The sequence below is a fragment of the Myceligenerans halotolerans genome, assembly GCF_054782975.1.
Window position 1 is genome coordinate 25,706 of record NZ_BAAGRL010000042.1, and the last position, 20,879, is coordinate 46,584.

The window sequence follows — 20,879 nt, forward strand, 5'->3', positions numbered from 1 at the left end:
CCGCGACGCCGTCACCACGCCATACACGGCCACCACACCACTAGCCATCGCCCCGAGGACACCAGCAACACCACCGACACCCCGCACCGATCCAACCGACACCCTGAGCCTCCAGCAGCCGACGAAACCTTTGACGAAGGCCACCACCCACAACATCTCGATGAGACCCAGGGAAGGAAGTTACCAGACACAAACGACCTGTATGGGTGAATATTTCATGATCAAACCCCCCGGCACCCTTGCCGCCGCATGCGAGACAATGGACCCTCGTGACCGACCCCGCCGAGCCTCTCGATCTCGCTCTCTTCGACGTGCCGCCCGGCACTCGCCACCCGCGCACGAAGATCGTGCTGCTCACCGGCCCGTCGGGCTCCGGAAAGTCCTCCTTGACCCGGCGCCTCGGCATGCCCGTCGTCGAGCTTGACGACTTCTACCTCGACATCGACCACCCCGACCTGCCGCAGGCGTTCGGCAGCATCGACTGGGACCACCCGGCCTCCTGGGACGGCGTCGCGGCCCTCGCCGCCCTCCGGGAGATCGCGGCCACGGGCCGCGCGGAGCTCCCCGTCTACGACATCCCGACGTCGCGCCGCACCGGTACGCACATCCTCGACACCGGCGGGGCGCCACTCGTCATCGCGGAAGGCATCTTCGCGGCCGAACTCATCGCGGCCTGCCGCGCCGAGGGCATCCTGGCGGATGCGATCTGCCTGGCCAGGCCCCGGATCGTGACGTTCTGGTTCCGACTGCTGCGCGACGTCGCGGAGTCCCGCAAACCACTGATCACCCTGCTGCGCCGCGGCGCGGCGCTCTACCGTGACGAGCCCCGGCTGGTCGGGCGCTGGACGGCGCTGGGCTGCCGCGCGGTCGGGCGCACGCGGGCCGAGGTGTCCCTGCGGAAGCTCGCCCGAGGCACGTCGTAAAAGAAGTCATGCATCCGTAACATCCACGCCACATGTCTCTCATCAATCCGCCTCACTCTGTGAGGACGGAGGTGATGTCTGTGATCCAGCGCAACGGATTTCGAGTGCTCTCGCTCTACGAGGGCTTTTTCAGTGGTGGTGCCCGGGTACTGCACTCCACGGTTGTGACCGGGCTGCACCAGAGCGGCCGGCAGCAGCACTCGGTGCTGAGCCTGCACCACGAGGTCAGGCGGGAGTCGACGCTCCAGCGCATGGAGGACGATCCGCGCTACCGCGCGCTTCGCGCCGCCGGCGTGCGTATCACGTCGCTGGGCCGCAGTACGGAGGTGGAGCACGACCCCCGTGGCTTCACCGACGCGGAGATGTCGGCGGCGGTGCGTCAGGCCAAGTCGGCCGACGTGATCCTGTCGCTCAAGGAGCAGCCTCTGCGACTCGTGAACCAGCCGGCGTTCCCGCACCGGCCGGTCGTCGCGTGTCTGCACCGGTCCGACCCGGAGCACCAGGGCCATGCCCTGGACGACCTGATCACGGCGGCGAAACTCGGGAAGCTCGCCGCCGTCGTCTGCTGCGCGGAGTCCACCCGCGACGCGTACCGGGAGGCCGGCGTGCCCGGCGAGTTGCTCCGGGTCGTGCCGAACGGGATCAACCTGATCCGGTTCCGCCCGGTCCGCGGCGCGCGGCGTCTTGCCCTGCGGGGCTCGCTCGGGATCGCGCCCGACAGCACCGCCGTCGTCTACGCGGCCCGCTACGACGCGATGAAGAACCCGGAGCTGTTCCTGCGCTCCGCCCGGGAGTTCCTCGATCTGGACAAGTCCGGCCAGGTGCTGATGTGCGGCGCCGGGATGGACAGCGCGGACCCGGGACTCGCCGACGACCTCACGCGGATCTTCGGCGACCGGCCCGACCTGCTCGGCCGGGTGCAGCTGCTCGGCGTCCGGCACGACATGGAGCTCCTGTACGCGGCGGCGGACGTGGTCGCCCTGACCTCCGCGTTCGGCGAGGCCGCTCCGCTCTGCCTGATCGAGGGGGCGACGTGCGGGGCGGTGCCGGTGACGACTCCGGTCGGGGACGCGGCGTCGATCGTCGCTGGGATCGGGTTCGTCACCTCGTACGATCCCGCGGAGATCGCGGCGACCTGGGTCGAGGCGGCGGCCCGCCGGGAATCGTTGCAGCCGGCGCGCGACGCCGCCCGGCCGCGGTTCAGCCACGTGCGCATGATCGCCGGCTACACCCAGGTCATCGAGCGAGCACGCAAGGAGGCCGGCAGGCGCCTGGCGCGCGTCTGACCCGGACCCAGCCCCATCCCGAACCGCAACCTGACGTCACAGTGGGTCCCCGAACCGCACGATAGATCCGAAGAAGGTTGCCGAACCGCAGGATGAATCGCGCCAATGAGAGATTGACACGATTCATCCTGCGGTTCGACGGGCCGAAGCAGGCCCACCCTGCGATTCGACGCGCCAAAACAGGCCCACCCTGCGACTCGAGGGCCGAAGCGGGCCAACGTTGCGGTTCGACACAGGTGGGGCACGCCCGCGACCGCCGTCGTTCACTTTGCGGCAGGATGAGCCCATGTCCGACGGCCCTGTCACGCTCAGCCGCGTCGCCCGCGAAGCGGGTGTCTCGCTGGCCACCGCCTCCCGCGCGATCAACGGGAGCGCCACCCGCACCGTTCGCCCCGAGTTGCGCGACCGCGTGATGGAGGCCGCTCAGCGGCTGGGCTATGTCCCCGACCCGAGCGCCCAGGCCATGGCACGCGGCCGGACCGCCGCGCTCGGCCTCGTCGTGCACGACATCGCCGACCCGTACTTCTCCGCCATCGCCTCCGGCGTCACCCGCGCCGCCGAGGCCGAGGGACTGATCGTCACGCTCGCGTCGACCGAACTGCGGCCGGAGCGGGAGCGGGCCTTCGTCGAGCTGGTCCGCCGCCAGCGGGGACGTGCGGTCATCCTCGCGGGAAGCCGCATGGTGTCCGACGACGGCGCGGGCGCGCCCGTGCCCGACGCGGGCGACGGCCGGGTGGACGACGCGGACGCGCACACGTCTGACGCCACGTCAGCGGACCGCACGGACGCACCCGCGGCGCGGACCGACCCGTCGGCCACAGCGGCGCAAGCCTTGCCGACCACCGCAGCCCAAGCCGCCTCGACCACCGGGGCCCAAGCCGTGTCGGCCACCGCAGGCCGGGCCGCCTCGGCCGACGCCACAACGGGGCTCGGACGAGTTGGCGGGCCGGCCGAACCACCGACGGGACCGGCCGCGGGCCAGGACCTGGAGGGAATCCTGACCGCGTTCCGCGAGTCGGGCGGCGGCGTCGCCACGATCGGGCAGGCGATCGGGAGCCTCCCCGTCGTGGAGATCGACAACTCCGGCGGCGCGGCCGCGCTCGCCCGGGAGCTGCACGGGCTCGGGTACCGAAGGTTCGGGATCCTGTCCGGGCCCGCCCATCTGCGCACGGCAGCGGACCGGACCGTGGGCTTCCGTGACGCGCTCGCCTCGCTGGGCAGTGAGGTGCGCGACGACGACGTCGTGCCCGGCGCCTTCACCCGCGACGGCGGGTACGCCGCGATGACGGAACTGATCACCCGGTCGGGGCAGGCGAGCGCCGCGACGGCCGAGAGCCCGGACGCCGCCGCCGACACGGGACGAAACGGTCACCCTGGCGGCGCGGGCGGCGGCGCGGGGGCCGGTCCAGGAGCCGACGGCGGCTCCGGCAACATCCGCCCCGACGATCGGGGCGCGGGCGCCGGCCTCCCCGAGCTCGTCTTCGCCGTCAACGACGTGATGGCCGTGGGCGCGATGGCCGCGGTGCGCGACGCCGGCCTGAGCGTGCCCGACGACGTCGCCGTGGCCGGCTTCGACGACATCCCCACCCTGCGGGACGTGACCCCGGCGCTGACCACCGTGCACATCGCCCTCGAACGGATCGGTGAGGCGGCGACCAAACTGGCGCTCGGCGCGCCGACCGGCCTGGAGCCGGCGCCCGAAGCCGACGCCGAAACGACCGAGGGCTTGGAGGCGACGTCGCCCGCGTCGGTCACGGTCCACGGCGAGGTCATCCTGCGCGCCTCGACACCCCACCGCTGAGCCGCCCCCACCGCTGAGCCATGAGCTTGCTTACGCCTGAGGCCGCTCAAACGTAAGCAAGCTCGTGGCTCGAAGGCGCGCGCCTCGCAACCCAGCGGCCCGCCCCCGTAGGCGACCTCCCCGCCGCTGGTGCCCGTGTGCCCACATCGGCGATGGCTTGCGCTACCCTAGGGAAAGCGCATTCCACAGCAAGCGACCGGGCCCCACCCGGAGAGCCCGACAAAGGAGTCCCGCATGACACGCACCCTGCGCATCGCCATGAACGGCGTCACCGGCCGCATGGGCTACCGCCAGCACCTGCTGCGCTCGATCCTGCCGATCCGCGAGCAGGGTGGCGTCACCCTCGCCGACGGCTCGCGCGTCCAGGTCGAGCCCGTACTGGTGGGCCGCAACCCCGAGAAGCTCAAGGAGCTGGCCGCCAAGCACGACGTCGAGCACTGGACCACCGATCTCGACGCCGCCATCAGCGACGCCGACATCGTCTTCGACGCCGCGATGACCAACCTCCGCCCCGCGACCCTGACCAAGGCGATGCAGCAGGGCAAGCACGTCTTCACCGAGAAGCCCACCGCGGAGACGCTGGACGAGGCGATCGAGCTCGCCCGCCTGCGCGAGGAGACGGGCGTGACGGTCGGCGTCGTGCACGACAAGCTCTACCTGCCCGGCCTCGTCAAGCTCCGCCGTCTCGTGGACGAGGGCTTCTTCGGCCGCATCCTGTCGATGCGCGGCGAGTTCGGCTACTGGGTCTTCGAGGGCGACATCCAGCCGGCCCAGCGCCCGTCGTGGAACTACCGCCGCGAGGACGGCGGCTCCATGACCACCGACATGTACTGCCACTGGAACTACGTCATGGAGGGCATCGTCGGCGAGGTCAAGTCGGTCACTTCCAAGACCGCCACGCACATCCCGACGCGCTGGGACGAGCAGGGCAAGGAGTACGAGGCCACGGCCGACGACGCCGCCTACGGCATCTTCGAGCTGGAGACCCCTGCCGGCGACGACGTGATCGCCCAGATCAACTCCTCCTGGGCCGTGCGCGTCTACCGCGACGAACTGGTCGAGTTCCAGATCGACGGCACGCACGGCTCCGCCGTCGCCGGCCTGAACAAGTGCGTCGCGCAGCAGCGTGCCCACACGCCCAAGCCGGTGTGGAACCCGGATCTGCCGGTCACGGAGTCGTTCCGCGACCAGTGGATGGAGGTGCCGGCGAACGGTGAGCTGGACAACGGCTTCAAGGCGCAGTGGGAGGAGTTCCTGCGCGACGCCGTCGCCGGGCGCCCGCACCGCTTCGACCTGCTGTCGGCGGCGCGCGGGGTGCAGCTCGCGGAGCTGGGCCTGCAGTCGTCGGCCGAGGGCCGCCGCGTCGAGATCCCGGAGATCACGCTGTAAGAGCCTGCGCGGGCAGGCTGGTCGGTCGTTCTGCGTGTGGTCGGGGGTTTGGCGTGTGGTCGGTCAATCACTTGACCGACCACACGCCAAACCCCCGACCACACACGTACGGGCCATCCCTACCCGCGATCTCTAAGACGTAGCTTTCGGCAGTTCGTCGTGAGTTCGGCAATCCGAGGTGCCGAGCTCGACGAACTGCCGATGGCACCGCCATCGTAGGAAGGAATCCCCGTGAGCTCATCCAAGGTCACCCTCCCAGTGTTCGACGACGCCGGGGCGCCGTCGGGCAACCACGTCCTCGACCTCCAGGGACCAGGCCCCTGGACCATCCCGGACACGCCCCTGACCAGCCGCGTCGCCTTCGCGGCGGCGCACGTCGTCCCGCACGCCGGCGCCTCGAACGTGCCCGGCGAGCCGGCGTCGGTCGACTGGGACAGCACGCTCGCCTACCGCCACCGCATCTGGTCGTACGGCCTCGGCGTGGCCGACGCGATGGACACCGCGCAGCGCGGCATGGGCCTGGACTGGGCGGCCACGCAGGAGCTGGTGCGGCGGTCGGCCGCCGAGGCCGCGACGTTCCGTGCGACGTCGGTCGCCGGGCACGCCGCCCGCGTGGCGTGCGGCGCGGGGACCGACCAGCTCTCGCCCGAGACCGTCGCGGCGCTGGAGCCGGGCGAGGCCGGACTGGCCGCCGTCACAGGCGCGTACCGCGAGCAGGTGCACGTCGTGCAGGACGCCGGTGCGCAGGTCATCGTCATGGCGTCCCGCGCGCTCGCGCGTGTCGCCCGCGGTCCGGAGGACTACGCGCGGGTGTACGACGCCGTCCTCGCCGAGGCGGACCAGCCCGTCGTGCTGCACTGGCTCGGCACGATGTTCGACCCGGCGCTCGAGGGCTACTGGGGTTCGACGTCGGTCGCCGCCGCCACGAACGTCTTCCTGGACGTCATCAAGGCGCACCAGGCGAAGATCGACGGCGTGAAGGTGTCGCTGCTCGACGCGGGGCACGAGGTCGGGCTGCGGCGGGCACTCGCCGCGCTGGAACCGGCGCTCATGCCGGCCGGATTCGGGGTCACAGCGGACGGCGCCGGTGGGAGCGGCGCGCGCGGTCGCAGCTCCGACGGCAGGTCGGGACCTGGCGGCGGATCGGCTGCCGACGGCGGGCTCGCGGTGGATCTCGACCCGCAGCACGGCTCCCGCCCGGGCGACCGCCTCGCCCGTCCCCGTCTGTACACGGGCGACGACTTCAACTATCCGGAGCTCATCGCGGGCGACGAGCAGGGTCACTCCGACGCGCTGCTCGGCATCTTCGCGGCGATCTACCCGGCCGCGTCCACCGCGCTCCAGGCGTTCGACGCCGCGGCCGCGGGCGAGACCGACGCCGCGAAGCGCGGGCACGAGATCCTCGCCGCGACCGAGGCGCTCGGCCGCAAGATCTTCGAGGCGCCGACGTACTACTACAAGACGGGAATCGCGTTCCTGTCCTGGCTGAACGGCTTCCAGCCGGCGTTCTCGCTGGTGGGCGGGTTGCACTCGGGTCGGTCGGTGGCGCACTTGGTCGAGCTGTTCCGACTCGCGGACGGCTGCGGCATGCTGCTCGACCCGGAGTTGGCGGCGCGGCGGATGACCGCGTTCCTCTCGGTGAACGGGGTGGAAGCATGAGCACCGACAGCACCACTCACGACCACACCGCGCCCGGCAGCACGGTGCGCGGCGGGTCCGCGGCAGCCGGGTCCACCACAGCCAGGGCCGCGGCAGGCAGGGCCCCGGCAGCCGGGTCCACGGCAGCCGGGGCCGCGCCCGCCGCGTCGTCGTCGGCCGTGGTCCCGACGGACCTGCGACGGGCCTCGCTGAACACCGCGACCGTCAAGCACGCCACGCTCGCGGAGGCGTGCGAGGTCGCGGCCGCGGCCGGCTTCGGCGCGGTCGGGCCGTGGCGGGATCGCGTCCAGGAGGTGGGGGCCGCCGAGGCGGCGAAGATCATCGCGGACGCCGGCCTCGTGGCGTCGTCGCTGTGCCGGGGTGGCTTCCTCACCGCACGGGACGACGCCGGAATCGCCGCCGCGCTCGACGAGAACAAGCGGGCCTTCGAGGAGGCCGCGACGATCGGGGCGCCGGAGCTGATCTTCGTGGTCGGCGGGCTTCCCGCGATGTCGGCGCCGGGGGCCGGCCCGCGCCCGGACGCGGAAGCGGCGGACCGCGACCTGGTCGCCACTCGGGCCCGGGTCGCCGACCGGCTCGCGGATCTCGCACCGATCGCCCGCGAGCACGGGGTCCGGATCGTGCTGGAGCCGCTGCACCCGATCTTCGCGGCGGACCGGGCCGTGATCTCGACGCTCGGGCAGGCGCTGGACCTGGCGGAGCCGTTCGCGCCCGAGGAGGTCGGCGTCGTCGTCGATACTTACCACGTGTGGTGGGACCCGGCGCTGCGCGCGCAGATCGGGCGCGCGGGGCGGGCGGGGCGGATCGCGTCGTACCAGGTGTGCGACTGGATCCTGCCACTCGCGGCGGAACCGCTGAACTCCCGCGGGCACGTGGGGGACGGATACATCGACTTCCCGACCATCTCCGGCTGGGTGCGCGACGCCGGCTACACCGGCTACGTCGAGACCGAGATCTTCAACGAGGAGATCTGGGCGGCCCCTCCGGCAGGAACGGCAGCCACGGTCCTGTCCCGCTACGAGCAGCACGTGGCCCCGCACCTCGCGCTGCCACGGAACGCGGCCGCCGCGGACCGCTGACGAGCCCGCCGACGTCCGCAGCGCTGAGGTGGGCGCCGGCCTCGACCCCGTCCCCCGACCGAGGAACCCGAAGCCGAGCCCCTGCTGCGGACGACATCGGCCTCGACGTTGCCGCTTCTGGAGATCGCGCGGGTAGATGTGGTCGGTCCGGTGTCCGTGCGGTCGGTCCCCAAAGCGGCCGACCGCACGGACACCGGTCCGACCACTCGACAACCGACCAGAGCGCCGTCATGGTGGCCCGTCCCTCCAGCGAATAGCGTGAACCCGACGAAGGAGAGGACTTCCCGATGAGCCGCCTGCCCGCGCCCGACGTCACCGCACGCGAGTTCTGGACCTCCGAACGAATGGCCTCGTCCCTTGCCCCGGCGGTCGAGCGTGCCGAGCGCGCGCTCGGCACGCCCTGGCCCGAGGCGCGGGCCTCGCAGTTTGCGCGGTTCTGGCGGGACGGGGACCGCAAGGAGTACGAGGGCGGCGTGATCGCGCGACAGCGGCGACTCACCTACGCGGCGGTCGCGGCACTGCACACCGGCGGCGAGCACCTCCTCGACGAGGTGATCGACGGCGTGATCCTGCTGTGCGAGCAGTCCACCTGGTGCTGGGCGGCCCACGAGCACACGAACGACCGCAACGGCTACGTCGTGTCCGACGTCGCCGACCCGTGCCTGGACCTCGGCGCCGGCGAGGTCGCGGCGCAGCTCGCCTGGGTGGACCATCTGCTCGGGCCGGCGATCGACGACCGCGCTCCCGGCGTCCGCGCACGAATCCGGCACGAGGCGCAGCAGCGGGTGCTGCGCCCGTTCACCGACCGCCGCGACTGGTGGTGGCTCGGCATCGAACGCCCGCCGATGAACTGGACGGTCTGGATCCAGGGCAACGTGCTGACGGCTGCGCTCGCCCTGGAGGACGACGCCGCCCGCCGCCGGCACATCGCCCGGCTCGTCGCCGAGGGCGTGGACCGCTACTGGGACTCCCTCCCGATCGACGGCGGCGTCGACGAGGGCTACCACTACTGGTGGCAGGGCGCGGCCCGCGCGCTGGAGGCACAGGACCTGCTCGACTGGGCACGCACGCACGACCCGGCCTGGCGACCGCCGGCAGGGCTGGACGACGCCGCTCCCACCCCCGCAGCAGCAGCCGCAGCGGCCGACCAATCCGGCCAGACGAACGCAGTCGCACCAGTCGGCCGACCCGGCCGAACAGATGCGGCCGCCCCCGCCCACGAACCCGGCCGGACGGACGCTGCCGCCCCCAGCACGACGCCCGACGACACCGACACCGCCGGACCCGCCCCCGGCACGCCGTCGGACACCGCTACGATCCGCGCCGAGACGATCCGGCAGGTCGTCGCCTTCCCGCACCGGATGCATCTGGGCGGCGACTGGTACGCCGGGGTCGCGGACAGCCCGGCCCGACCGATCTGGACGTGGCCGTGGAATCTGGTGCACTCGTGGGCGCGTCGCGTCGGGGACGACGACGCCGCCCGGCACGCCGCCTCGTACCGCGGCCGCCCGGAGATCCTGTGGGACGAACGCGTCACGCTCTCCCGGGCGGTCCTGATGCTGTCCGACGACGAATGGGCGGCCCTCCCCGCAGGCACCGCTTCTCCGCTGGTGGGCGACGTGTGGCTGCCGGAGACGCAGGTGGCGCTGGCGCGCGCGCGGCCGGGCGCGGCCGACGGCGTCGCCGCGTTCGTCAAGGGCGGGCACAACGGGGAGAACCACAACCACAACGATGTCGGCGAGGTGCTGGTCGCCCTCGACGGCGTGCCCGTGGTGGTCGACGCCGGAAAGCCGACGTACCGCGCAGGCACGTTCGGCGAGACGCGCTACGAGCAGTGGCCGATGCGCTCGGCCTGGCACAACGTCCCGCTGATCCGCGGCGCGGAACAGCTCCCGGGCGCGCAGTTCGCGGCGCGCTCCATGACGGCGACGACCGGGCCTCGGGGCGACGTCTCGCCTCCGGAGACGGAGGCCGGGGTGCCGGCCACGTGGGCCGTGCGGCTCGATCTCGCGGGGGCGTACGCCGTGCGCGGGCTCAGCTCCTGGTGGCGAGAGGTGACCCTGGATCGCGCCACGGAGTCGGTGACGGTCCGCGACGAGTGGACGTTCACGGCCGACGTCGGCGCCGACCACCGGGAAAACAGTCGGGCCGCCCCGCCCACCGAGGCGAGGGCCGCTGACGAGGCGAGGGCCGCCACCGAAGCGGACGCGGCCACCGAGGCCCGCGCAGCCGACGGGGCAGGTCCAGCCGACGAAGCCGCCCCGCCCACCGAGGCGGGCACGGCCACGAAGGCGGGCGCAGCCACCGGCAAGGCCCTCGATGCCCGGCGCCGGGGCAGCCCCGACGAGGATCGCGGTCCGACGGAGTGGCACTGGCTGCTGGCCGGGGACGTGGATCTCAACGCGGCGGCGGGACGTGCCACGGTGCGGCACGCCGCCGGCCGGCCCGACTCCGAGGTCCGCTCGCTCCGGATCGCCTGGGACGGGGAGTCCGTGGACGCCGCCCTCGAGATCCAGAAGATCGACGACGACGAACTGGCCGCGGTCTGGGGCGAGCGCCTGACCAGGCTCTCGCTGACAGCCCGCGAGGAATCCCGTACCGGAGCATTCCGCGTCCACTTCGACGCGGTCTGACCCAGCTTCACCCTCGACAAACCTGGGAAAAGTCCGTCAATCCCGTAGTATCACCAACTGTGGTCCGGCTGAGAACGGTACGGCTCTTGGGGCTCGCCATTCTCGCGGTGAGTCTCGTCGGCGCGGCCGGAACCAGCGCCGCCGCGCACCAGAACGACGCCGACCTGAACGTCACCGCCGAGGGCGTCTCGTTCGACAGATGGCACGTTTCCCGGGACGCGAGCCTCGAGTACACGATCCGGCCGCTGGACGGCGACAACTCCTCCTACGTCCGGCGCTACCTCAGCGGTTCCGAGTGGCACGACGGCTGGGCCGCCCTCCACGAGGCTCCCGACCGGTACCCGGACGGCTACTGCGTCGCCTGGCTCCGCCTCGACCGCTACGACTGGGGCGAGTGGATGGACGGGCCGACCTGCTGGGAGCCGGAGGAGCCCGCCCCGACAGACGCGGAGGAGCCGGGGGGCGAGTCCGACGACCGGCCCGGCGCCGAACCCACGCCACCCCCCGCGGCGGCGCAGGAGTCCCCGCCCGCCGCGGGCGCCCGGGAGACGCCTGAGGCCGACCCGGAACCGGAGCCGACCCCGGCCACGCCTGAGCCGACCCCGGAGCCCACACCCTCCCTGGCGAGTCCGAGCCCCAGCGCGAGCCCGTCGGCCGAGCCGCGTCCGTCCTTGTCCTCGAATCCGAACGACCCGGCGAGCGCGATCATCAGATCGTTCGGCGGGCCGGCATCGGCCGACGACGAGACGGGCGGGCTCCCCCAGGCCGCGGGCCTGATCTGGATGTGGGTGGTCATCGCCGGGATCGGCGCGACCGCCGGCGGCGTGCTGCTCATGATGTTCCGCCGGCCCCTCTGACCGGCACCGCGGCGCGGCGAGCAGCGGCCGTGGACCAGGATGGTGGGATGAACGTCTCCGGACTCCTGCTCACTCCCGGTGCGGGCGCGTCGCGCGACCATCACACCCTCCTGGCGGTCGACGACGCCCTGGCCTCCCTCGATCCGCCCGTGCCCGTGCGGCGGGTCGACTTCCCGTACCGGATCGCCGGGAAGCGGATGCCGGATCGGGCACCGGTCGCCGTCGCGCACCTTCGAGAGGTCGCCGCGGAGTTCGCGCGGGAGATCGGCACGACGACGGACCACCTCCTCCTCGGCGGGCGCTCGTACGGCGGCCGCATGTGCTCGATGGCGGTCGCCGAAGGGCTGCCCGCGGCAGGGCTCGTGCTGCTGAGCTATCCGCTGCACCCGCCGGGGAAGCCGGAGCGCCTCCGGGTGGACCACTTCGGCGACCTGGATCTGCCGGTGCTCTTCGTGTCCGGCGACAAGGACCCGTTCGGCGCCCCGGAGGAACTGGCGGAACACGCCGCCGCGATCCCGGGAGACGTCAGCCTCGTGACCCTCCCCGGCGCACATGACCTGCGCACCAAGGATCCGGAGGTCGCCCAGGCGGTCGCGGCCTGGATCACTGGCGACCCCGGCTCTTGAGTCAGGTTCAACAGGGTTTCGAATCGATCTAAACTGCCCTGAAAGGTCCGCCGGGCCCTACTGAACCATCATCAGTCATGGGTGGAGCCGGGATTCCGGCCGAGCCCCCCGGGGTTTGTAGGTGTGCAGTTCCGTACCGGCGCGGACCGTCGCCCGGAGGTCCGGGAGCAACGCCGGGCCGCCGTTCGCGGCCGTCAGCGCACCGGCCGCGCGCGCCTGGACCAGGACGTTCCCCAGCGCCGTCGCCTCGACGGGACCCGCGTGCACCGGCAGGCCCGAGGCCTCGGCCGTGAGCCGGTTCAGCAGGTCGTTCTGCGATCCGCCGCCGACCACGTGGATCGCCGTGACCTGGGCTCCCGCCAGCTCACCGGCCTGCCGCACCACACGGGCATAGGCCGTCGCAAGGCTGTCGAGGATCACCCGCGCGATCGCCGGCCGCGTGTCGGGTACGACGACGCCACCCGAGCCCGAGGCAACGGACCAGCCCTGCGCCCCCGAGTGCGGCGGGCCGTCCAGCCCGCCGTCACCGCGCTCAGGGCCATCCGGCCCACCACCGCCGTGCACCGCGGTATCCAGCCGAACGCCGGTGCCATCCAGCCAGACCGCACCGCCGACGTCATCCAGCCGGACCGCACCGCCGGTATCGTCCGGCGGCAGGCTGCCGGACGCCTGTCTGGCGATCGCCGCCCGGACCCGGCCGACCATGTCGCCCGGCGCGAGGAAATCCTCGCCGTCCACCTCGATGAGGCAGCGTCCGCCCGGCTCGCGTGCGGCATCTTCCAGGAGGGCCGACAGGTCGACCGGCTCGCCGTCGGCCTCCGACCACTCCCGCACGCATTCGTTGAGGATCCACAACCCCATGACGTTGCGCAGGTACCGCACGGTGCCGTCGATCCCGAGCTCGTTGGTGAAGTTCGCCTCGCGGCTGGCGAGTGTCAGCACGGGCTCGTCCAGTTCCAGCCCCACCAGCGACCACGTCCCGGACGAGATGTAGGCGGCCACGGCCTTCCGGGCGTCGGCAGCGTCATCCTCGCGCCCACTGGCGTCCTGCTCGCGCCGGGCCGCGTCCTGCTTGCGCCCGGCAGCGTCATCCTCCCGCGCGCCGGGAACGACACCACGGTCGACGAGATCGTTCTCCGCCCCCGCCCGTGTCGGCGTCGTCGGCGGGAACGGCGTCGTCGACGGGAACGGAGTCATTGCCCGCGGGGGCGGGAGCGGCGCGGCCGCCACGGCCGAGGCCGTGTCGTGCGAGCCGACGGCGAACACCGGCACCTCGGCCAGGCCCGTCACCTCACGGATGTCAGGCAGGAGCCGCCCGACGGCCGCGCCGGGTTCCACCAGTTCCGGCAGCCGCGCCCGCAGGTTGCCGAGTTCCGGGAACTCCTGCACGAGGCGCGCGATGTGGGAGTCGGACCAGGTCCGGGTCCGGGCGTCGAGCAGGCCCGTGGTGGAGGCGTTGGTCGCCTCGGCCACACGGCGGCCGGTGAGACGGTACGTCACCAGGTCGGGGATGAGGAGCACCTGGGCAGCGCGGGTCCACTCGGTCTCCCGCACGACGGCGGCGCCGGTTCGCTCCGAGCCGTCGGCCTCGCTGTCGGTGTCTCCCACCCCGGCCACGTCCCCGGACTCTGCCCCGGCCACGAGCTGGAACGCCGACGTGAACGGGAGGTCCTGCAGCCCGTTGATCGCGTAGTGCTCGGCGAAGGGGATCCGCGCGTAGACACGCCGGCGCACGGCGTCGGTCCGGGGGTCGCGGTAGCACCAGGGGCGGGCGAGCAGGGCGCCGTCGTCGTCCAGGAAACCGTGGTCGACGGCCCACGAGTCTACGCCGATCCCCCGGACGTCGAGCCCTCGCTCGGCGGCGACGGACGCGGCCTCGCGGAGCCCCGCCACGATCCCGCTCCAGAGCGCCTCGAAGTCCCAGCGCAGACCGCCGTCGTGCGCGTCAGGCCCGTTCGGGAACCGCCCGCACTCGACCAGCTCGACCCGCACCGCGAGCGCGGCCGGGTGCAGTACCCCGAGCATGACGCGGCCCGACGTCGCGCCCAGGTCGATCGCGATGAACGCCGCGTTGGAGCCACTCATCGCAGGAAAGCCGCTGCCACGCCCGAGTCGACCGGGACGTGCAGGCCCGTCGTGAGCGACAGGTCCGGCCCGACCAGCGCGAACACCGCCGCGGCCACGTGGTCCGGCAGCACCTCGCGCTTGAGCAGGGTGCGCTGCGCGTAGAACTGGCCCAGTTCCTCCTCGGGCACGCCGTACACCGCCGCGCGCTTCGCGCCCCAGCCCCCGGCGAAGATCCCGGACCCGCGGACCACCCCGTCGGGGTTGATCCCGTTGACCCGGATGCCGTGCTCGCCGAGCTCGGCCGCGAGCAGCCGCACCTGGTGCGCCTGGTCGGCCTTGGCCGCGGAGTAGGCGACGTTGTTCGGGCCCGCGAACAGCGAGTTCTTCGATGCGATGTAGACGATGTCGCCACCCATGCCCTGCGCGATCATCACGCGGGCGGCCTCGCGCGCGACCAGGAACGAGCCGCGCGCCATGACGTCGTGCTGCAGGTCCCAGTCCTTCTCGGTGGTCTCCAGCAGCGGCTTGCTGATCGACAGGCCGGCGTTGTTCACCACGAGGTCCACGCCGCCGAACGCGAGCGCGGCCGCATCCACGGCGGCGGCGACGTCGGCGGCGGAGGTCACGTTCGCGGAGATGCCCACGGCGACGTCGGGCCCGCCGAGCTCGGCGGCGACCTCGGCGGCCTTCGCCGCGTCGAGGTCCGCGACGACCACGCAGGCGCCCTCGGTGGCGAGCCGACGTGCGGTCGCCAGCCCGATGCCGGACGCCCCGCCCGTCACCAGCGCGACCCGCGTGGCCAGCGGCTTCGGCTTGGGCATGCGCTGGAGCTTCGCCTCCTCCAGCGCCCAGTACTCGATGCGGAACTTCTCCGACTCGCCGATCGGCGCGTACGTCGAGATCGCCTCGGACCCGCGCATCACGTTGATCGCGTTCACGTAGAACTCGCCGGCCACCCGGGCGGTCTGCTTGTTCCGCCCGAACGAGAACATGCCCACGCCCGGCACCAGCACGATCAGCGGGTCCGCGCCGCGCATGGCGGGCGGCTCCTCGCCGCGCGCCCGAGCGGCGGCCGCGCCGCGCTCGTAATAGCCCGCGTAGTCCTCGCGGTACCGGGCGTGCAGCTCGTGCAGGCGCGCGACGACGTCGTCCACCGGAGCTTCTGAGGGCAGGTCCACCACCAGCGGCTTCACCTTGGTGCGCAGGAAGTGGTCCGGGCAGGAGGTGCCACGTTCGGCGAGTGCGGCGAGCTTCTCGCGGGACAGGAGGTCGAGGACGACGTCGGAGTCGGTGAAGTGCCCGACCTGCGGCGCATCCGTCGAGGCGAGGCCGCGGATCACCGGGGCGAGCGCTGCGGCCTTGGCGCGGCGGCCGAGCCGACACGACGTGGGGTCGCCGGCCGATGCACGATCGGGCTCGGATCCGGACCGCCCCGCGGTGTCGCCGGCCGGGCCTGCGGAGTCATCGACCTGGCCTGCGGCACTGTCGGCGTGGGTCGCTGTGTCGTCGGCCAGGCTCGCGGTGCCGTCAGCTGGGCTCACGCCGCCGTCAGCCCGGCTCGCTGTATCGGCCGAGGCCGGACCTGCCGCGTCCCCGGCGGGACCGTCGTCGGGCAGCGCCTCGAAGCCCGGGCGGACGGGACCGAACGGGTGCTCGCCGCGCTCGGCGAGGGCGGCGGTGCGGGCGGCAATGAACTCCTCGGCCCTGCGGATGATGGCCAGGGAGCGCTGCTCGCACTCCTCGGGGGTGTCGCCCCAGGCCGTGATGCCGTGGCCGCCGAGGATGCAGCCGATGGCCTGCGGGTTCTTCGCCTTGATCTCGGCGATGTCGAGTCCGAGCTGGAAGCCGGGGCGCCGCCACGGGACCCAGACCACCTCGTCGCCGAAGATCTCGGCCGTGAGGGCCTCGCCGTCGGCCGAGGCGGCGACGGCGATCCCGGAGTCGGGGTGCAGATGGTCGACGTGCGCGGCGTCGACCAGGCCGTGCATGGCCGTGTCGATGGACGGCGCGGCGCCGCCCTTGCCGTGCAGGCAGTAGTCGAAGGCGGCGACCATCTCGTCCTCGCGGTCGACACCGGGATAGGTGTCGACCATGGCGCGCATGCGGTCCAGGCGGAGCACCGCGAGGCCCTGGGGCCGCAGCGTGCCGAGGTCGCCGCCGGACCCCTTGACCCAGAGGAGCTCGACGTCCTCGCCGGTCACGGGGTCGGTGGCGGTGCCCTTCGCGGAGGTGTTGCCGCCGGCGAAGTTGGTGACGCGCGGGTCGGAGCCCAGGCGGTTCGACCGCGCGACGAGCGCCGACACGGCCGGGTTGTTCGGGGTGGTCATCTGCTGCTCCTAGCTGTCCTGCGAGGTCGGTCGTGTCGTGGCGCCCTTGGCCGGGAAGGATCCGCCGGCCCGCGATGCGGTCGGTCTGTTGTCGGCTGGTCGGTCGGATGTCGGGCAGTCGGTCCGACGACGGGTGGTCGGCTCGACGTCGGATGATCGGCCCGACGTCGGATGATCGGCTGGACGTCGGATGATCGGTCCGACGTCGGATGATCGGCTGCTCGGGAAGCCGATCATCCGACATCCGACCGATCGCGCGACATCCGACCGACTCCGCAAGGCGGCGGGCTATGCGCCCCAGCCCGCCTGGGCGCCGCCGACTCGCTCCGCCGCGATCTTGTCCGCGTAGCCCGAGGCCGCGTAGGCGGCCATGGGGTCCGGGGCGAGCCCCTGCTCCTCGCGGAGTTCCGCGAGGAGCGGCCGGGTGTCCGTGTTGTAGGCGTCCATGAGGACACCGTGCGCGCCGAGGACGTCGCCCGCCTGCTGGGCGGCGGCGAGCGCGTCGGCGTCGACCAGCAAGGCCTTGGCCGTGGCTTCCTGCACGTTCATCACCGAGCGGATCTGGCCGGGGATCTTCGGCTCGATGTTGTGGCACTGGTCGAGCATGAAGTTGACGCCGGAGTCGGGGGCGAGCGCGCCTGCCTGCACGATCTCGTGCATGATCCGGAAGAGCTGGAACGGGTCGGCGGCGCCGACCATGAGGTCGTCGTCGGCGTAGAAGCGGCTGTTGAAGTCGAAGGCGCCGAGGCGGCCCTGCCGCAGGAGCTGGGCGACGATGAACTCGATGTTGGTGCCGGGGGCGTGGTGGCCGGTGTCGAGCACGACGTTCGCGCGGTCACCCAGGGCCATGCAGTGCAGCAGGGACGTGCCCCAGTCGGGGACATCGGTGGAGTAGAAGGCGGGCTCGAAGAACTTGTACTCGAGCACCATGTGCTGGTCGTCGTCGAGGGCGGCATAGATCTCCGCGAGCGACTCGGCGAGCCGGTCCTGGCGGGCGCGGATCGAGTCCTGGCCGGGGTAGTTGAGGCCGTCGGCGAGCCAGACCTTGAGGTCCGCCGACCCGGTGGCGCGCATGACGTCGACGCACTGCTTATGGTGGCCGATCGCCTTGCGCCGGACTGCCGCGTCGGGGTGGCAGAGCGACCCGAGCATGTAGTCGTCGTCCTGGAAGACGTTCGAGTTGATCATCCCGATGGTGACGCCGAGGTCGGCGGCGTGGCGTGACAGGTCGGAGAAGTCGTCCACCAAGTCCCACGGGATGTGCAGGCTGACCCGCGGCGCGACGCCGGTGTACCGGTGCACCTGCGCGGCGTCGGCGAGCTTTTCATAGGGGTCGCGCGGGACGCCCGGCTGGCCGAACACCTTGAACCGGGTCCCGGAATTGCCGAAGGCCCACGACGGGAGCTCGATCGTCTGGTCTCGGAGTGCCGCCTTGGCAAGGTCGGGCGTCATCGGCACGGTTCCCTTCCGCGCATCCTCGCGCGCTGTGATGCGGCGCCGAACGACGCCTTGAAACGATTCAAGGGGAGCGTAACCCTCGCCTCCGCGTGCGGTCAAGCGGCATGGATCCGCCGACCACAGGGTGGACCGGCACAAGGTGGACAAGGCGGTGGTCGGCCGGATGTCGCATGGTCGGCCGCTCGGGGTACCGACCACTCGGCATCCGGCCGACCGCTCGGCATCCGGCTGGCCGCTCGGCATCGGCCTGGCCACTCGGCATCGGGCTGGCCGAGAGGCCGGTTCCAGCAGTCCCGCAACATCCTGGAATCCGGAAGGTTGCCGCGATCGCCAGAACCGAACCGGCCTGGTCGGGGGTTTGGCGTGTGGTCGGTCAAGTGATTGACCGACCACACGCCAAACCCCCGACCACACGCGAATCCCCCGACCACACGGCGGCCGAAGCACCCTCCCGGGCCGGGCAGCCGCTCAATCGCCCGGCGTCGTCCGCAGGCCCGCCGCTCGCAACTGGCCCTCCAGGTGGAAGACCTCGTCAAGGATCACAAAACCCTCGTCCGGGTTGCCCTCGTCGACGAAGAAGCCACCCATCTCGGCCTGCCAGCGGGCGTTCACCTCGGTGGCGGCCATGCCCGCCTGCGCGGCGTCGTAGTCGTCGGTCTCGAGGATGCCGACCAGCAGGCCGTCGTCGCGCAGGTACAGGTGGTAGTCGCGCCAGCCGGTGTCGCGCAGCGCCTCGAGCATCTCCTGCCAGACCGCGGCGTGGGCCGCACGGTACTCGTCGATCCGATCGGCCCGGACCTGCGAGGTGAAGCACACGCGACCCCGCCGCGGGCCCCGCTCCGCACGAGCACTACCGGTGGAATCCGTCATCTTCGACCTCCCACACCTTCCGCACCGCAGGGCGACACCCATCGGCGCACGATCCGATGAAACGGTTCAAAAGATACCAGCGACCGTGGTCGGCACATTTTTGAGTGAACGGCAGTTCAACGTGCCGATCATTCAAGAAGGTGCCGACCACTACCGCCGCCCGTGCCCGCCACCCACCTTCCCGGTCTCAACCGTCCCCCGCTCCCGGCCCACCTACCTCCCCGGTCCCGCCACCCACCGTCGCCGCCCGCCACCCACCGTTCCCGCCCACCGGCCCCCGAGCGGCCCCGGAACCGGCCAGTGCGCCGCCTCCCGCATGAATCGCTTCATAATGGGGGGATGGCCAACTCCACGAAGGCGTCGAACGCGGCAGGCCCGGCGGGTGCGCGCACGCCGCGCCGTCGGGCATCGATCACGGACGTCGCCAAGGCCGCCGGCGTCGCCGTCGGCACGGTCTCGAACGTCCTCAACAAGCCCGACCGCGTCCTCCCCGCGACCCGTGAGCGGGTCGAGGCCGCCATCGCCGAACTCAACTTCGTGCGCAACGGATCGGCGCGGCAGCTCCGCGCGGGCACGCTGACCAGCGTCGGCCTCGTGGTGCTGGACCTCTCGAACCCCTTCTTCACGGACGCCGCGCGCGGGATCCAGGACCGCCTGGAGCGCGACTCGTTCACCCTGATGGTCGCCGGGTCCGACGAGGATCTGGACCGCGAGCGCCGCTACCTGCGCCTCTACGAGGAGCACGGCGTGCAGGGCGTCATCGTCAGCCCGGCCACGGACGACATCGACCATGTCCTCGCGGCGCGCGAGCGGGGCACGTCGGCGGTGCTGCTCGACCGGCCGTCGCCCGTTCCGGAGCTGGCGTCGGTGGCGGTGGACGACGTCGCCGGCGGGCGCCTCGCCGTCGAACACCTGATCGCCCAGGGGCACCGGCGGATCGCCTTCCTCAACGGCCCGCACACGATCCGGCAGTGCCGGGACCGCCGCGAGGGTGCCGCGGCCGCGATGGCCGACGCCGGCCTCGACCCCGAGGCCGCGCTGGTGGAGATCACCGTGCCGGGCCTCACCCCGGACGGCGGCGAGGCAGGGATCCGGGAGGCGCTCGCGCTACCGGCCGCCGGGCGCCCGTCGGCCGTGTTCTGCGTGAACGACCTGGTGGCGCTGGGTGTGCTGCGGACGCTGCGGCGGGAGGGTGTCGCGGTCCCGGAGGAGATGGCGGTGGTCGGGTACGACGACGTCACCTTCGCCGCGGAACTCGCCACGCCCCTGAGTTCGGTGCGGCAGCCGACGCTGGAACTCGGCACCCGCGCCGCCGACCTGCTGTTCCGCCCGGAGGACTCGCCACCGGAACAGGTGGTGTTCTCCCCGGAACTGGTGATCCGGGAGTCGTCGACGACCCGCTGACGGCCCCCTGGCCCAGCCGGCTCCACGCGGCTCCGGCTCCACGCGGCTGCGGCTGCACGCGGCTGCGGCTGCACGCGGTCCAGGCTCGGCCACACCGACAACCCGTTGCCGAGTCTCGTTCAACAGGGTCTCGAAAAGAATCCATTTGTTCGGACCTGAAGGGTCTGCCAGTGTCCCGCGCCCGAGATTCGAGACACCATTCCGCTGGCCCTGCCGTGAATCGCAGTCTCGCGCCGGTTCCCGCCGCCGAACCGCAGTCTCCGCCCGGTTCCCGCCGCCGAACCGCAACCTCCGCCCGGTTCCCGCCGCCGAACCGCAACCTCCGCCCAGGTCCCGCCGCCGAACCGCAACCTCCGCCCAGGTCCCGCCGCCGAACCGCAACCTCCGCCCAGGTCCCGCCGCCGAACCGCAACCTCCGCCCGGGTCCTGCTGCCGAACCGCAGTCCGACGTCGGCATCGACCGCCGAGCCGCAGGGACACGCCGACAATTCGCGATTCTG

Annotated in this window: 14 protein-coding genes; 10 read left to right on the forward strand and 4 right to left on the reverse strand. The window is 72.4% G+C overall.

Going from position 1 to position 20,879, the window contains the following annotated elements:
• Positions 1 to 269: 269 nt before the first annotated feature.
• The 9 genes from ACYVK5_RS21465 to ACYVK5_RS21505 all read left to right on the forward strand — a co-directional run bounded on the left by ACYVK5_RS21465 (position 270) and on the right by ACYVK5_RS21505 (position 12,253).
• A complete protein-coding gene (locus ACYVK5_RS21465) occupies positions 270 to 923 on the forward strand; it encodes a uridine kinase family protein (RefSeq protein WP_460708007.1) in 654 nt (217 codons plus the stop codon).
• A gap of 74 nt (positions 924 to 997) precedes the next feature.
• Positions 998 to 2,209: a glycosyltransferase gene (locus ACYVK5_RS21470; RefSeq protein WP_460708008.1), complete on the forward strand. Its 1,212-nt coding sequence runs from the start codon at positions 998 to 1,000 to the stop codon at positions 2,207 to 2,209.
• Positions 2,210 to 2,495: 286 nt separating this feature from the next.
• The gene (locus ACYVK5_RS21475; RefSeq protein ID WP_460708009.1) at positions 2,496 to 4,010 is read left to right on the forward strand and encodes a LacI family DNA-binding transcriptional regulator; all 1,515 of its coding nucleotides are present in this window, start codon (positions 2,496 to 2,498) and stop codon (positions 4,008 to 4,010) included.
• A 234-nt stretch (positions 4,011 to 4,244) separates the two neighbouring features.
• Positions 4,245 to 5,399, forward strand: coding sequence for a Gfo/Idh/MocA family protein (locus tag ACYVK5_RS21480; protein ID WP_460708010.1), 1,155 nt, complete (start codon positions 4,245 to 4,247; stop codon positions 5,397 to 5,399).
• A 231-nt stretch (positions 5,400 to 5,630) separates the two neighbouring features.
• Entirely contained in the window at positions 5,631 to 7,058 is a 1,428-nt protein-coding gene (locus ACYVK5_RS21485; protein WP_460708011.1) for a dihydrodipicolinate synthase family protein, read from the forward strand.
• On the forward strand, positions 7,055 to 8,137 hold the full coding sequence (locus tag ACYVK5_RS21490; RefSeq protein WP_460708012.1) for a sugar phosphate isomerase/epimerase family protein: 1,083 nt from the start codon (positions 7,055 to 7,057) through the stop codon (positions 8,135 to 8,137). The genes ACYVK5_RS21485 and ACYVK5_RS21490 overlap by 4 nt, the downstream gene beginning before the upstream one ends.
• A 287-nt stretch (positions 8,138 to 8,424) precedes the next feature.
• Positions 8,425 to 10,770: a hypothetical protein gene (locus ACYVK5_RS21495; protein ID WP_460708013.1), complete on the forward strand. Its 2,346-nt coding sequence runs from the start codon at positions 8,425 to 8,427 to the stop codon at positions 10,768 to 10,770.
• 86 nt (positions 10,771 to 10,856) lie between these two features.
• Positions 10,857 to 11,627, forward strand: a complete 771-nt coding sequence (locus ACYVK5_RS21500; protein ID WP_460708014.1) for a hypothetical protein — start codon at positions 10,857 to 10,859, stop codon at positions 11,625 to 11,627.
• A 47-nt stretch (positions 11,628 to 11,674) separates the two neighbouring features.
• Complete coding sequence (locus ACYVK5_RS21505; RefSeq protein ID WP_460708015.1) at positions 11,675 to 12,253, forward strand: alpha/beta hydrolase family protein; 579 nt, start codon at positions 11,675 to 11,677, stop codon at positions 12,251 to 12,253.
• Positions 12,254 to 12,328: 75 nt separating this feature from the next.
• Here ACYVK5_RS21505 and ACYVK5_RS21510 read toward each other — a convergent pair whose 3' ends face one another.
• From ACYVK5_RS21510 to ACYVK5_RS21525, 4 genes are all read right to left on the reverse strand, one after another.
• Complete coding sequence (locus tag ACYVK5_RS21510; protein ID WP_460708016.1) at positions 12,329 to 14,338, reverse strand: rhamnulokinase; 2,010 nt, start codon at positions 14,336 to 14,338, stop codon at positions 12,329 to 12,331.
• Positions 14,335 to 16,647, reverse strand: a complete 2,313-nt coding sequence (gene rhaD / locus ACYVK5_RS21515) for a bifunctional rhamnulose-1-phosphate aldolase/short-chain dehydrogenase (protein ID WP_460708017.1) — start codon at positions 16,645 to 16,647, stop codon at positions 14,335 to 14,337. The genes ACYVK5_RS21510 and rhaD overlap by 4 nt, the downstream gene beginning before the upstream one ends.
• A gap of 288 nt (positions 16,648 to 16,935) precedes the next feature.
• On the reverse strand, positions 16,936 to 18,099 hold the full coding sequence (rhaI, locus tag ACYVK5_RS21520; RefSeq protein ID WP_460708018.1) for an L-rhamnose isomerase: 1,164 nt from the start codon (positions 18,097 to 18,099) through the stop codon (positions 16,936 to 16,938).
• A 474-nt stretch (positions 18,100 to 18,573) separates the two neighbouring features.
• Entirely contained in the window at positions 18,574 to 18,975 is a 402-nt protein-coding gene (locus ACYVK5_RS21525) for an L-rhamnose mutarotase (RefSeq protein ID WP_460708019.1), read from the reverse strand.
• A gap of 339 nt (positions 18,976 to 19,314) precedes the next feature.
• Here ACYVK5_RS21525 and ACYVK5_RS21530 point away from each other — a divergent pair, with 339 nt between their 5' ends.
• On the forward strand, positions 19,315 to 20,379 hold the full coding sequence (locus ACYVK5_RS21530) for a LacI family DNA-binding transcriptional regulator (RefSeq protein ID WP_460708020.1): 1,065 nt from the start codon (positions 19,315 to 19,317) through the stop codon (positions 20,377 to 20,379).
• Positions 20,380 to 20,879: the final 500 nt, after the last annotated feature.

What these genes read in the sequence shown, in the direction of transcription:
- ACYVK5_RS21470 (WP_460708008.1), top strand. Translation starts at nt 998, where the DNA reads ATGTCTGTGATCCAGCGCAACGGATTTCGAGTGCTCTCGCTCTACGAG.
- ACYVK5_RS21510 (WP_460708016.1), bottom strand. Translation starts at nt 14,338, where the DNA reads ATGAGTGGCTCCAACGCGGCGTTCATCGCGATCGACCTGGGCGCGACG.
- ACYVK5_RS21475 (WP_460708009.1), top strand. Translation starts at nt 2,496, where the DNA reads ATGTCCGACGGCCCTGTCACGCTCAGCCGCGTCGCCCGCGAAGCGGGT.
- ACYVK5_RS21530 (WP_460708020.1), top strand. Translation starts at nt 19,315, where the DNA reads ATGGCCAACTCCACGAAGGCGTCGAACGCGGCAGGCCCGGCGGGTGCG.
- ACYVK5_RS21495 (WP_460708013.1), top strand. Translation starts at nt 8,425, where the DNA reads ATGAGCCGCCTGCCCGCGCCCGACGTCACCGCACGCGAGTTCTGGACC.
- ACYVK5_RS21505 (WP_460708015.1), top strand. Translation starts at nt 11,675, where the DNA reads ATGAACGTCTCCGGACTCCTGCTCACTCCCGGTGCGGGCGCGTCGCGC.
- ACYVK5_RS21490 (WP_460708012.1), top strand. Translation starts at nt 7,055, where the DNA reads ATGAGCACCGACAGCACCACTCACGACCACACCGCGCCCGGCAGCACG.
- ACYVK5_RS21525 (WP_460708019.1), bottom strand. Translation starts at nt 18,975, where the DNA reads ATGACGGATTCCACCGGTAGTGCTCGTGCGGAGCGGGGCCCGCGGCGG.
- rhaD (WP_460708017.1), bottom strand. Translation starts at nt 16,647, where the DNA reads ATGACCACCCCGAACAACCCGGCCGTGTCGGCGCTCGTCGCGCGGTCG.
- ACYVK5_RS21480 (WP_460708010.1), top strand. Translation starts at nt 4,245, where the DNA reads ATGACACGCACCCTGCGCATCGCCATGAACGGCGTCACCGGCCGCATG.
- rhaI (WP_460708018.1), bottom strand. Translation starts at nt 18,099, where the DNA reads ATGACGCCCGACCTTGCCAAGGCGGCACTCCGAGACCAGACGATCGAG.